The 12444-nt window shown below is 62.3% G+C and carries 13 protein-coding genes; 6 read left to right on the top strand and 7 right to left on the bottom strand.

What is annotated here, in order from left to right:
• Positions 1-51: 51 nt before the first annotated feature.
• Positions 52-663 (bottom strand): glutathione S-transferase family protein, encoded by a 612-nt coding sequence (locus tag ACM5SV_RS09390; protein ID WP_128439210.1) that lies wholly within the window; start codon positions 661-663, stop codon positions 52-54.
• Between the two features lie 143 nt (positions 664-806).
• Between ACM5SV_RS09390 and ACM5SV_RS09385 the strand changes: the two genes are divergently transcribed.
• Positions 807-1706, top strand: a complete 900-nt coding sequence (locus tag ACM5SV_RS09385; RefSeq protein ID WP_222014409.1) for a LysR family transcriptional regulator — start codon at positions 807-809, stop codon at positions 1704-1706.
• Positions 1707-1815: 109 nt separating this feature from the next.
• On the opposite strand, the gene ACM5SV_RS09380 is transcribed toward ACM5SV_RS09385, so the two are convergent.
• The 3 genes from ACM5SV_RS09380 to ACM5SV_RS09370 all read right to left on the bottom strand — a co-directional run bounded on the left by ACM5SV_RS09380 (position 1816) and on the right by ACM5SV_RS09370 (position 5236).
• The gene (locus ACM5SV_RS09380) at positions 1816-2184 is read right to left on the bottom strand and encodes a DUF983 domain-containing protein (RefSeq protein WP_003546717.1); all 369 of its coding nucleotides are present in this window, start codon (positions 2182-2184) and stop codon (positions 1816-1818) included.
• Between the two features lie 311 nt (positions 2185-2495).
• The gene (locus ACM5SV_RS09375; RefSeq protein ID WP_012756700.1) at positions 2496-3899 is read right to left on the bottom strand and encodes a PLP-dependent aminotransferase family protein; all 1404 of its coding nucleotides are present in this window, start codon (positions 3897-3899) and stop codon (positions 2496-2498) included.
• 377 nt (positions 3900-4276) lie between these two features.
• Positions 4277-5236, bottom strand: coding sequence for an SDR family NAD(P)-dependent oxidoreductase (locus tag ACM5SV_RS09370; protein WP_012756699.1), 960 nt, complete (start codon positions 5234-5236; stop codon positions 4277-4279).
• A 126-nt stretch (positions 5237-5362) separates the two neighbouring features.
• Between ACM5SV_RS09370 and ACM5SV_RS09365 the strand changes: the two genes are divergently transcribed.
• Both ACM5SV_RS09365 and ACM5SV_RS09360 read left to right on the top strand, forming a co-directional pair.
• A complete protein-coding gene (locus ACM5SV_RS09365) occupies positions 5363-6307 on the top strand; it encodes an AraC family transcriptional regulator (protein ID WP_128439213.1) in 945 nt (314 codons plus the stop codon).
• Positions 6308-6463: 156 nt separating this feature from the next.
• Positions 6464-7369 (top strand): S1C family serine protease, encoded by a 906-nt coding sequence (locus ACM5SV_RS09360; RefSeq protein WP_012756697.1) that lies wholly within the window; start codon positions 6464-6466, stop codon positions 7367-7369.
• Positions 7370-7437: 68 nt separating this feature from the next.
• Here the strand turns inward: ACM5SV_RS09360 and ACM5SV_RS09355 are convergent, their stop codons facing one another.
• Positions 7438-8439: a LacI family DNA-binding transcriptional regulator gene (locus ACM5SV_RS09355; protein WP_222014411.1), complete on the bottom strand. Its 1002-nt coding sequence runs from the start codon at positions 8437-8439 to the stop codon at positions 7438-7440.
• Positions 8440-8647: 208 nt separating this feature from the next.
• On the opposite strand from ACM5SV_RS09355, the gene ACM5SV_RS09350 reads away from it, so the two are divergent.
• From ACM5SV_RS09350 to ACM5SV_RS09340, 3 genes are read left to right on the top strand one after another with little or no spacing between them, the layout of a single operon-like run.
• Positions 8648-9562 carry a sugar phosphate isomerase/epimerase family protein gene (locus tag ACM5SV_RS09350; protein ID WP_012756695.1) on the top strand — a complete coding sequence of 305 codons (915 nt, stop codon included), beginning with the start codon at positions 8648-8650 and terminating at the stop codon, positions 9560-9562.
• A 41-nt stretch (positions 9563-9603) separates the two neighbouring features.
• Positions 9604-10527 carry a TIM barrel protein gene (locus tag ACM5SV_RS09345; protein ID WP_017993436.1) on the top strand — a complete coding sequence of 308 codons (924 nt, stop codon included), beginning with the start codon at positions 9604-9606 and terminating at the stop codon, positions 10525-10527.
• A 7-nt stretch (positions 10528-10534) separates the two neighbouring features.
• On the top strand, positions 10535-11701 hold the full coding sequence (locus tag ACM5SV_RS09340; protein WP_222014413.1) for a Gfo/Idh/MocA family protein: 1167 nt from the start codon (positions 10535-10537) through the stop codon (positions 11699-11701).
• 103 nt (positions 11702-11804) lie between these two features.
• On the opposite strand, the gene ACM5SV_RS09335 is transcribed toward ACM5SV_RS09340, so the two are convergent.
• Together ACM5SV_RS09335 and ACM5SV_RS09330 are read right to left on the bottom strand one after the other, a co-directional pair.
• Positions 11805-11966, bottom strand: a complete 162-nt coding sequence (locus ACM5SV_RS09335) for a hypothetical protein (protein ID WP_012756692.1) — start codon at positions 11964-11966, stop codon at positions 11805-11807.
• A 65-nt stretch (positions 11967-12031) separates the two neighbouring features.
• Positions 12032-12424: a hypothetical protein gene (locus ACM5SV_RS09330; protein WP_012756691.1), complete on the bottom strand. Its 393-nt coding sequence runs from the start codon at positions 12422-12424 to the stop codon at positions 12032-12034.
• Positions 12425-12444: the final 20 nt, after the last annotated feature.

Genomic DNA, 12444 nt, shown 5'->3' with positions numbered 1-12444 from the left:
TTCGGGGCAGCATTTTGGGAACCGGGGCAGCGTCCCTGCCCCGGCGGCTTGTCACGCGGCAAGGCCGATCTTGGTCTTGCGAAAACCGACGAAACCCGGCAGCGCCTCGATGCGCGCAAGCCAGGCGCGAACGCTTGGATAGGCCGAGATATCGACATTACCCTCCGGCGCATTGGCGATGTAGCTGTAGAGCGCCACGTCGGCGATCACAGGATTGTCGCCGAGCAGGAAGCTGTGACCGTGGAGCTCCGCCTCGATCAGCGCAAGAATGCGGTGCGCCCGGGCGATCACCTCGTCGGTGCGGAAGTCAGCGCCGAAGACGGTGACTAGGCGCGCAGCACATGGCCCATAAGCGATCTCGCCTGCTGCAACCGAGAGCCATTTCTGTATCCGCGCCGCGGCCACCGCCTCTTCCGGCAGCCAGTCGGTGCGGCCGTATTTGCGCGCGAGATAGACGAGGATGGCAGAGGAATCGGCAATGACCGTGCCATTGTCGTCGAGCACCGGCACCTGGCCAAAGGGATTGAGCTTCAAAAAGTCCGGCGCCTTGTGGGCGCCTGCCGCCATGTCGACCTCGACCAGTTCATAGGGAACGCCAAGCAGCGACAGGAACAAGTGAGCCCGATGCGCATGGCCGGAAAGCGGGTGATGGTAGAGTTTCATGATGGTTCCTCTGGTCTTCCGATCGACGGGACGCGGTTGGCGATGGCCGCTTCGAACCATCTGCTCTCTAATTTACTGCCTTCCATCTGGCTGCAGTAGAATGCTAATCTGGGAGGCATCTTACCAATTCATGGAAGGATAGAATGGACCGCCTCGACGCCATGACCGTGCTTCTTGCCGTCGTCGAACAGGGCAGCCTGTCGGCCGCCTCACGGCATCTGCGATCCCCGCTCGCAACCGTCAGCCGCAAGGTTTCGGAACTGGAAGCCCATCTCAACGCCCAGCTGCTGCAACGGAGCAACCGGAAGATCACGCTGACGGAGGCCGGCCGCTCCTATGTCGAGGCGGCGCGGGAAATTCTCGATCGGGTGGAAGAGGCGGAACGGACGGCAGCCGGCGAATACAGCGCCCCGAAGGGCGAACTGACGATGACCGCACCGATCGTCTTCGGGCGGCTGCATGTCCTGCCTGTCGTGGTGGATTTCCTGAAAGCCTATCCCGATATCAATCTGCGGCTGATGCTTGGCGACCGGCTGTCGAACCTCGTCGAGGATCATATCGACGTGGCGCTGAGGATCGGCAACCTGCCTGATAGTAACCTGATCGCCACAAGGCTCGGCGCGATCCACCGCACGGTCTATGCCAGCCCGGATTATCTCACACGGCACGCACTCCCCCGGCATCCAGGCGATCTCGCCGGGCACGACTGCGTCACCTTCGAGGGTATGGCCTCGATGCTGAGCTGGACATTCATTGAAGGGAGACATGACCTCACGGTGCCGATCCGCTCGCGGCTTGCCGTCAACACTGCCGAGGCCGCGGTCGATGCGGCTGTCGCCGGCCTCGGCATCACCCGCGTGCTCTCCTACCAGGCCGCACGCGCCGAGATGGCTGGCCTGCTGGTGCCGCTGCTTGCCGATTTCGAACCGCCGCCGGCGCCGGTGCATCTCGTTTATCCCGCGCAGGGACTGGTGCCCTTGAAACTGCGGGCGCTGCTCGATTTCGCGACGCCGCGCCTGCGCGCGACGCTAAACAAGTCCTAGATCAGGATGCTTTTAGGCCCGATCGGCCTAAAATCTGAATCCTGATCTAAATCAAAGAAGTAGAGCATGATGTCGTCTGAAAACCGCTCACACTTTTCGGCATCATGCTCTAGGCGAGCTTGCCCTCTTCCGCCTTGTAGAAATACTGGCTGGCGACCAGCCAGCCCTTCAGCGGCCGGAGCGGCGGAATACAGGTGGCGAGCATGAACGGACCGGTGACCAGAAGCTGCACCCAAATCGGCGCCGAAAAGGCCACCTCCAACCAGACGCCGAGCAGCACGCTCGGGATGCAGGCGAAGCAGATGACGAAGAAGGCCGGACCGTCGGCCGGATCGGCGAAGGAATAATCGAGACCGCAGACCTCGCATTCCGGCCGCAACGTCAGGAAGCCCTTGAACATATGGCCCTGGCCGCAGCGCGGACAGCGTCCCTTGATGCCGGTCTGCATCGGAGGAAGTGGGGGATATTCCGTGTCCATGACGATCTCGCTTTCTTGCTTCGCGAACATTTATGCCATCAATATCTATAATGACTGCATTCAATATAATTACATTATAGGGAAATTACCAGTCAATTCGCCAGAATGCCGCAGAGCTCCCCAGCGCATGCCGGCAGCAAGCTGACTGCAGATTTATCAAGCAGCATTTGGGGCCGCAGCCAGGCCTGGCAGCCTGGGCGAATCAGACGTGAACGTGACGGTTTCGCTTCGCCCAGGCCCCGACAGATCAGGGCCAGACCGATCTGATCTCGACCGCTCGTGCCTGATCAGCCTGGGGCGGCGTTTCCGCGTCAGAAGAACGACGCTGCCATTTCCGGCGGGCCTTCCAGCGCATGGGCCATGAATTCCAGTGCGCCCTGCAATTTCTCCCGGGTGATCGGTCCGCCAAGGCAGACACGCACGGCCTCGGGCGCCGCGCCCTCGACCGTGAAGGCATCGCTTGCGACGACGCCGATGCCGGAAGAACGGGTGTGGCTGCCGAAGGTCGAGCGGGTCCAGCCGTTGGAGAGCGGCAGCCAGATGTTGAAACTGATCGGATCGGCGCGGTAGCTGCCGGCCGGCAGGATGGCGGCGACCATCTGCTGGCGGGCGGCGGCCTCGGCGCGGATGAAACGCAGGATCGTATCGGCGGTGCCGTCCTCGATCCAGCGGGTGGCGAGCGCCACGGTCAGCGGCGAGGCCATAACATTGTTGGCGCGCATGGCGCTGACGAAGGGCCACACGGCCTTGCTGTCCGGCGCTACGACATAAGCAAGTCGCAGACCCGCGCCGATGCATTTCGCCAGCCCGCCGATATGCCAGGTCAGATCGGGCGCTGTTGCCGCGAGCGGCGCCGGGCCGTGCTGCGGAATGAAGCCATAGGCATCGTCCTCGACGATCGGCACATGATATTTGCGGGCAACGGCGCAGATCTCCTCACGGCGCCTGGCCGGAATGGTCAGCGTCGTCGGATTCTGCAGCGTCGGATTGAGATAGAGCGCCTTCGGCTTCAATCTCTCGCAGGCCTCGGCAAAGGCGTCCGGCAGGATACCGTCCTCGTCCATCGGCAGACCGGCCAGATTGAGCCGCAGCTGGGCGGCGATCGAGCGCATGCCGGGATAGGTGATGATTTCCGAAAGCACGGTTTCGCCCGGTTTTGCCAGCAGGCCGAAGATCGCCAGCAGGGCCGGATGGGCACCGGGTGTGACGAAGATGCGCTCCTGCGAGGGCACCAGCCCGCGACGGCTGAGCCAGGAGGCCGCAGCCTCCTTGTCCATGCTGGAGCCGCCGAAGCCCTGGTAGCGCAGAAGCGGAATGAGGTTCGCCGTCACCGCCGACATGCCCTCGCGCATGCGGGCGATCAGCTCGGGGTCGTGCGTTTCCGGCGGCATGTTCATCGAGAAATCGACGATGGAGGCGCGGCGGGGATCGGGCGCGGCGTCGGGCGCGAATCCCTGGCGCTCCTTGTCCGCGCCACCGGTAACGAAGGTGCCTCGGCCGACATGCGAATCCACAAGCCCACGCTTCTGCGCCTCGACATAACCTCTCGCCACCGTCGTGAAATCGACATTCAGCCGCTTGGCGAGTTCGCGTTGCGGCGGCAGCCGGTCCCCAACCACCAGATGCCCGCTGCGCAGATCCATTTCGATCACATCGGCGATCGCCATATAACGCGGACTGCTGCTGCGGCTGAGATCGGGATGCCAGTCTTTCATGTCGTGATCCGTGTCGGTCTGATTCCTGATGAGATTGACCGTATATTGTTGCATAGTGCCGCTGTCACGAAAAATGTCGCGCGCCAAGTCCCGAGAATGATGCACGTCGAAATGCCGCAGCTTTTGCGCACGCCTTGATACAATTTAATGACGGATTGTCGCCGGATTTGACTGCTGTTTGCGCAAATTCGATCTGGCACGACGACCGCGCTGTCGCAGGCCGATTTCGGCAGCGTGTGCGCCAATGACGTGCTGACGATCCGCTCGGCTTGCCGATCGGGCTTCACCCGAGAAGTCCCCGGTGAGGCGCGAGGACGGCAAGACAATCGGCAGCGTCTTCAGCGCGCATTGACGACGGTTTGCCGCGAGCCATGGCTTCAGGCGTACGCCGCGAAAGCGTCAATGCCGGTCAGCCTTGCCGACAAGATCCACAGGCGTGCCGCCTCCTCGGGATCGGCTGCATGGTCGCTGACGCCGCCGGGTTCTCCAACCGTTGCGCGGATGGCGATATCGCAGTCCTCGCAATAGAGGCCTCCCATACCTTCGAGTTGTGGCGAGGTCGCCGCCCAAACCTGCGTCGCTGCCCCCTGGGCTGGTGTCTTGAACGTCGGATCAATCGGATTGCCGTCTGCATCGATCCAGCCGGCACTGACCATTTCCTCCTTTGCGAGATGGCGCTGCAAGGGGGTAAAAATCTTGCCCGGGTGCAGCGAGAAGGCGCGGATGCCGGTGTCGCGCCCGAGCCTGTCCAGATGCACGGCGAAAAGTGCGTTGGCGGTCTTCGACTGGCCGTAGGCCTGCCATTTGTCGTAACCGGTCTCGAAATGCACATCCTCCCATCGTATGGCCGAGTTGCCATGGCCACCGGAGGAAACCGAAACGATGCGAGTGCCGCGCGAGATCGCCGGCCAGAGGCGGTTGACCAAGGCGAAATGGCCGAGATGATTGGTCGCGAACTGTGCCTCCCATCCGTCGCCGACACGCGTTTCCGGGCAGGCCATGATGCCGGCGCTGTTGATCAGAATGTCGATGCTGCGGCCAGATGCGACGAACCGCTCGGCAAAGGCGCGAACGCTTTCGAGGTCGGAAAGGTCGAGCCGATCAATCTCTACGCCATCGATACCGGCGACCGCGCTACGCGCCGCCTCGATGCTCCTTGCGCCGATGGTCACCTTCGCGCCGGCGCCCGCCAGAGCGCGCGTGGTCTCGAGCCCGAGGCCGGAATGGCCGCCGGTGACGATGGCGCGCTTGCCGGAAAGATCGAGACCGGCCAAAACCTCGCCGGCCGTCGTGTGGGCTCCAAATCCGGAGCGGATGGGGACTTGTTTGTCACTCATGATAATTACCTTTGTTCTGCGGCGCGTTGCCGTCGCTCGGGATGACGGTCGCGAGAATAAGGCGTGGCTTCCAGACGATCCATGCGCTAAGGTCCGGCATCTCTTCGCCATCGTCCGGATTTCTACATGGACCCGTTATCCGATGTTCTCGCATTGCTCAAACCGCGCAGCTATGTTTCCGCGGGGCTTGACGCTGGCGGTGCTTGGGCGATCGATTTTCCTCCCCCTGACGGCATCAAGTTCAACGCAGTGATTTCAGGCGCGTGCTGGCTGAGCGTCGATGGCGTCCCCGAAGCTGTCCGCCTGGAGGAAAGCGACTGCTTTCTGCTGACGAGCCGCCGAGCCTTTCGTCTCGCCAGCGATCCGGCTCTCGAAGCGATCCCGTCCGATGCGATCTATTCGATCGCCCGCGACGGCATTGCGACTTGCAATGGCGGCGGCGATTTCTTCCTGATCGGCAGCCGTTTTTCCTTTTCGGGAGGAAATTCGGACATCCTTCTCGGAATCCTGCCGCCGATCGTCCACGTGAAGAGGGATTCCGATCACGCCGCCGTGCTGCGCTGGTGTCTCGATCGGATGACGCGCGAATTGCGCGACCAGCAGCCGGGTGGCTTTCTGATGGCGGAGCATTTTGCTCATGTCATGCTCATGCAGGTGTTGCGCCTCCATATCGCATCGCCGAATGCGCGCGGCGTCGGCTGGCTTTTCGCGCTTACCGACCGGCGGATCGGTGCGGCTATCGGTGCCCTGCATGCCGATCCAGCCCGCAAGTGGACGCTGCAGTCACTGGCTGAACGTGCCTCGATGTCGCGGTCCAGTTTTGCTCTCCACTTCAAGGAAAAGGTCGGGCTTGCGCCGATGGATTATCTGACGCGCTGGCGCATGCTTCTCGCCGGTGACCGATTGACAAGCTCGGCCGAAGCAATTGCCGGTGTCGCCCTGTCGCTCGGTTATGAATCCGAAAGCGCATTCAGCACCGCTTTCAAAAGAGTGATGGGATGCTCGCCGCGGCAATATGGTCGCGCTCAGCCGCCCGCCAGTGCCATGCGAGATAGTCTCGGCGCTCAGTGAAACCTTGATTGGTGCAGGCATCGGAGGGAGGTCGCGCGTTGGCCTGCCGAAATTCGCTCCGATACGGTCTTGCACCTGCCGTCGATTCTCTTACCTATTCAAGGAAGAATGCGCCGGCTTTCGGCCTTTCGCGTCGGCGCCCATCGGGATGAAAGCATGAATATCGATCCGATTTTGCGGTCAGTCGTGGCCGTCCGTTCCTCCATTCCGGAAGATGCCTTCACAGCGGAGACGCTGGGCACTGTCCGGGAGGGCAGCGGCGTGGTCATTCGCGACAACGGGCTGGTGCTGACCATCGGTTATCTGATCACCGAGGCCGAAGAGGTCTGGCTGACGACCCATGACGGGCGTGTGGTTCCCGCGCATGCGCTTGCCTATGATCAGGAAAGCGGCTTCGGTCTGGTGCAGGCGCTTGGCCCTCTGAATGCGCCGGCGGTGGATCTCGGCGACGCGGCCACGGCCAAGGCCGGCGATCCCGTCGTGCTGGCCGATGGCATCGGAGAATTCGTCGAGGCTAATATCGTCGCCCGGCAGGAATTCGCCGGCTATTGGGAATATCTGCTGGACGAGGCGATTTTCACGTCACCAGCCCATCCCTCATGGGGCGGTGCGGCGCTGATCGGTTCGGACGGCAAGCTTCTCGGCATCGGTTCGCTTCGCCTGCAGATGAGCGATGGCGACGAGGTCGCCGATATCAACATGGTCGTGCCGATCGACCTTTTGCCGCCGATCCTCGACGATCTCTTGAACCGGGGACAGGTCAACAGACCGCCGCGGCCCTGGCTCGGCGCCTTCTCCGCCGAGAGCAATGGCGGCGTGGTGGTCATGAGCGTGGCCGAAGGCGGGCCGGCCGCTCAGGCGGGCCTGCGTCAGGGCGATATCATTTCGGAAATCCGCGACGAAGAGGTCGATGGCTTGGCCGATTTCTACCGCAAGGTCTGGAGCAGCGGCCCGGCCGGCGCCGAGATCCCCATGCGCATCCTCAGGAACGGCCGGGAAGCCTGGCTGCGCATCAAGTCCGCCGACCGCAACAGCTTTCTTAAGAAGCCGCAGCTGCAGTAAGTCCGCGCCGGCGCCGTGAAAGCCGCTGGCGCTCGTTCGAGCGGATTGTCCGGGCACCCTTATCCCCCTCAAAGATTTTCCGGTGTGATCGTCAGAAAGCGCACCGGCTCGGCGCTGACCTCCATCTCGATGAGACCGAGCCTGTTCAGGGCAAGATCTATCGATCGCCTCGCCTGGACCTCCGGCGCCTGGTCGAGCACGATCGACATGATGCCACGGCTGAGATAGTCCTGCGTCTCTCGCGTCAATTCGTGGCCGACCCAGAACGGCCGCCCAGCCTTGTTGGCCGCGAGCACCCTGGCAACACCCTTGTTGTCGCCGCCTGCACTATAGACCCCGATGATGCCGGGCTCGCGCCGGAGTGCCGCTTGCAGCAGCTCCATGGCATTGTGCTCGTCATCGAGGTCGAACATGACCTCGATGAAACGATGGTCGTTTGAACCCTTCTCCGAGAGATAGCTGGAGAAGCCGCGGATCCGCTCCTTATGGTTCTCATAGGCGCCGCTGTGGCAGAGAGCGACGAACGAACCGGTGCGCTGCGCCAGCATGCCCGACATGTAGTGAGCTGCGGTGCGTCCGGCGGCATAGTTGTCGATGCCGACATAGGGCAGTTCCGGGGCCGGACGGGTCATGATCTGAACGACGGGAATGCCGAGACCGGCCGCCTTGCGCACGCTGGTGACGACATCGGCATGGTCGGGCGCCACTACGATCAGCGCCGATCGGCGCGCCGTCGGATTGGCGATGTAGCGGGCAAATTGCGCCGGCTCGTTCTCGCGAACGAAGGTGCGGTGAACGGTGATGCTGTCGCCGAGCGAGGCGGCGATGCGCTCGAACGCCCGGTTCAGACGCGAATAGAAGCTGGTCTCCGGGCGAACGAGGATCACCTCTATCCGGATCAGGCCGCGATGGGCGACCGGCAGGCTTTGCCGGTATTCAAGCCGCCTTGCCGCCAGGAAGACTTTCTCCACCGTCTCCGGCCGCACGCCGCCGCGGCCGTTGAGGACGCGCTCGACGGTCGCGGTGCCAACGCCGGCTTGGCTTGCGACATCCTTCAAAGTCACCTTCATCAGGCTCACCCACTCCCAAAGCTTGACACAGCAAAGCATCGGCCTGCTGTGAGGTCAATGATCAAATTTGATCAAGGAAGCATTGGAGCATGGGGGCGCCGCAGCCGTATCGTACCAGCAATCCGGGAGGAGCACCGGACGGTCCAAAACAACCGAGATCAAGGATCATCCGCCGGCACGAAGCGGCCGGGGATGACGGAGGAGCCAGATGAAGATCGCACTCGACCCGCATATGCACCGTCACCTCAACCTGCGCGACCTCTGCCGCAAGGCAGCGGAACTCGGTTATGAGCATATCGAGCTTTCACCGCGCGACGATTTTCTGCCCTGGTGGGTGCGCCCGCGGGCGCATAAGGAACGCATCGCGGAATTCAAGGCGGCCCTCAAGGATCACGGCGTCCAGCTCGCCTCGATCCTGCCGATGTATCGTTGGGCGAGCCCGCATGAGGACGAGCGGCAGGCAGCAGTGCGTTACTGGAAGGAAGCGATCGCGATTTCGGCCGAAATGGGCTGCGATACGATGAACTCGGAATTCGGCCGCGGGCCATCGCCGGATCGCAGCCACCGCGCCAGCTGCTGCGGCGGCATGCATACCCACGAGCACAGCGAGGCCGCCTGGTGGCGCTCGATAGAAGAACTCGTTCCGGTGTTCGAGCGCGAAGGCGTCACGCTCAACATGGAACCGCATCCGGAAGACTGGTGCGAAACGCTGCATCCGGCGATCGACATGCTGAAGACCATCGGCTCGAAGAACGTCAAGTTCCTCTACTGCGCGCCGCATACCTTCTATTTCGGTGACGACATGGCGCAGATGATCCGCGATGCCGGCCCGCTGATTGCCCATGTGCATGTGGCCGATACCTATAATCACAAGGCCTCATCCGGGCTGCGCTACATCATCAATCCGCCGGGCGCGAAGGTCACCATCCATCAGCACATGGATATGTACCAAGGCGAGATCAATTGGGATGTCTTCTTCTCCTCGCTCGCCGCGGTCGGATTCGACGGCATCATCACCGCCTGCGTCTTCGGCTGGGAGGAGCGCGCCGACGATTCCGGGCGCTTCATGCGCTCCGAAATCCAGAAATATGTCGACAAATACTGGCCCGGGAAACTTGGCTGATCGTCAACATCCGCCCCGGCACCACTATCAGGAATAAAACCGTGACCATCACCATTACGACAGCCCCCTGCTGCTGGGGCGTGGACGACGTCAACAATCCAAACCTTCCCGCCTGGGAACGCGTCTTCGACGAGGCGGCGGCGGCCGGCTATGGCGGCCTCGAACTCGGCCCCTATGGTTACGTGCCGCTCGATGATGCGCTCGTCGCCAAGGCGCTCACCGAGCGCAATCTCTTCATCGTCGCCGGCACGATCTTCGACGATCTGGTCTCTCCTGAAAACCGGGAGACATTGCTGCGGCAGACGGATGAGATCTGCGCCGTCATCACCAAGTTGCCGCAGCCGGATCAAGTGGCAGGCCAGCGGTTCAGGACACCCTATCTCACAGTGATGGACTGGGGCCACGACGAGCGGGACTATGCCGCCGGCCATTCCGATCGGGCGCCGCGTCTCGATGACAAGGCCTGGGCCGGGATGATCGCCAATATCACGGCGATTGCTGAACTCGCTCAGCGCAAATATGGCGTGCGCGCCGTCATCCACCCGCATGCGGGTGGCTATATCGAATTCGCCGATGAGATCGAGCGGGTGGCAAGAGACATTCCGCAGGAGATCGCCGGCTTCTGCCTCGACACCGGCCATAGCTATTATGCCGGCATGGATCCCGTGGAGATGCTCCGCCGCTATGCCGACAGGCTCGATTACGTCCACTTCAAGGACATCGACCAGACCGTCTTCGATCGTGTGCTTGGCGAGACGATCCGCTTCTTCGATGCCTGCGGACAGGGCGTGATGTGCCCGATCGGCCGCGGCGTCATCGATTATCCCGCCGTCAAGCGAACGCTCGAGGAGATCGGCTATCACGGCTTCATCACCGTCGAGCAGGAGCGTGATCCGAGGAATGTCGCCGGCAGCCTCGAAGATGTGAAGCAAAGCCGCGATTACCTGCGATCGGTTGGTTTTTAGGGAAAAGATGATGACGAATGACAGGCGAAAGCCGATCCGTTGGGGCATGGTCGGCGGCGGCAGAGGCAGCCAGATCGGCTATATTCATCGCTCGGCAGCGCATCGCGACGACGTCTTTGCCCTTGCGGCGGGTGCCTTCGATATCGATCCGGAACGCGGCCGCGCGTTCGGCGTCGATCTCGGGCTCGACGAAGCCAGGAGCTACCGGGACTATGCGGCGATGTTTGCGACTGAGGCCCGGCGAGCCGACGGCATCGAGGCCGTGTCGATCGCGACACCCAACAACACCCATTTCGCGATCTGCAAGGCAGCACTTGAACATGATCTGCATGTGATCTGCGAAAAGCCGCTCTGCTTCACGATCGCCGAGGCCGAAGAACTGAAGACGCTTTCCCAGGCGCGCGGCCGGATCGTCGGCGTGACCTATGGTTATGCCGGCCATCAGATGATCGAGCAGGCGCGCGCCATGGTCAGGAATGGCGATCTCGGCGAAATCCGCATCGTCAACCTGCAATTCGCCCATGGCTTCCATAGTGCTGCGGTGGAGGAACAGAACCCCTCGACGCGGTGGCGCGTCGATCCGAAATTCGCAGGTCCTAGCTATGTCCTCGGCGATGTCGGGACCCACCCGCTTTATATCGCCAAGGTCATCCTGCCGCACCTCAAGATCAGACGTCTCCTCTGCACCCGCCAGAGCTTCGTCAAAAGCCGAGCGCCGCTCGAAGACAATGCGGTGACCCTGATGGAATATGATAATGGCGCGATCGCCACCATCTGGTCGAGCGCCGTCAATGCCGGCTCCATGCACGGCCAGAAGATCCGCATCGTCGGCTCGAAGGCCAGTATCGAATGGTGGGACGAGCGGCCGAACCAGCTCTCCTACGAGATCCAGGGCGAACCGGCCCGTATTCTCGAGCGTGGCATGGACTATCTCTATCCCGAGGCCAGGATCGACGACCGGATCGGCGGCGGCCACCCGGAAGGTCTCTTCGAAGCCTGGGCGAACCTCTATCGCCGCTTCGGCTTCGCCATCAACAGAGAGCGCGGCCGCGCCCCTGCGGGGATCGAAGAGCTGGTCTTTCCCGATGTCGATGCCGGACTGGAAGGGGTGCGCTGGGTGGAAAACTGCGTGCGTTCCGCCGATGCCGGCGGGATCTGGCTGGATTATCGCTAGGTGTTCAAGGGGCCCTGGTGCGTCCCTGTTCTCAGATCGCGCCGTATGCCGGCTTTACACAGCTGCGCTGGAGACCTGTTCAAGGACGCCTTTCCATACCCTCTCAGATAAGCGGGTCTTCATCTTCCGGCGCCCGCGGGGCGCGGCGGGGCGTGCTGTCATTGGCGGCTTTCTTATGCTCGTCGGCAGCTGCCTCGCGGATTTTCTGGAAGCGGTTGTCGTCTGCGGGTGGCTGCGGGTCGCTCTTTTTCACGAAACGGATCATTGGTCATTTCCTGCTTTGAGAGTGGAAGCGCTCCGCACACCTATCGGAGCGCTCTGAAAATGGTGTCAGACGGCAAGCGCGGTGGCGCAGGCTTGAACACTTCGGCTGTCGGGTGAAGTCTGCCCAGGCATGGTCGCCCAACCGCCGGCCTCGACGAACTGCCGCTGCTTGTAGCCTTCGGTAATCGCCTTGAACTCGATCAGTTTAGCGCTCGCGTCCGGCGCCGCATTGAACCGCTCGACACAAATGGCCGACGCCAGCTCTCCGCGTGCGGTGTCGCCGGCGGCGACTGCCGCTTTGCTTGACGTGCCGCCTGTTACCCAACCTCCCCAGCTGAAGCCGATAATCATCGTGGCGATCGCCGTGACGACGCAGGCCCAGACGAGAAGCGTCTTGGATGGCTGGTAACTCTCGAAACGCTGGGTGATCGATGTCTTGCTGCTGCTCTGCACGGACATTGGAATTCTCCCTGTCTATT

The sequence above is a fragment of the Rhizobium sp. CRRU65 genome, from assembly GCF_048551595.1.
Taxonomy (GTDB): Bacteria; Pseudomonadota; Alphaproteobacteria; order Rhizobiales; family Rhizobiaceae; genus Rhizobium; species Rhizobium leguminosarum_J.
This window is presented reverse-complemented; position numbering and strand designations above follow the sequence as displayed.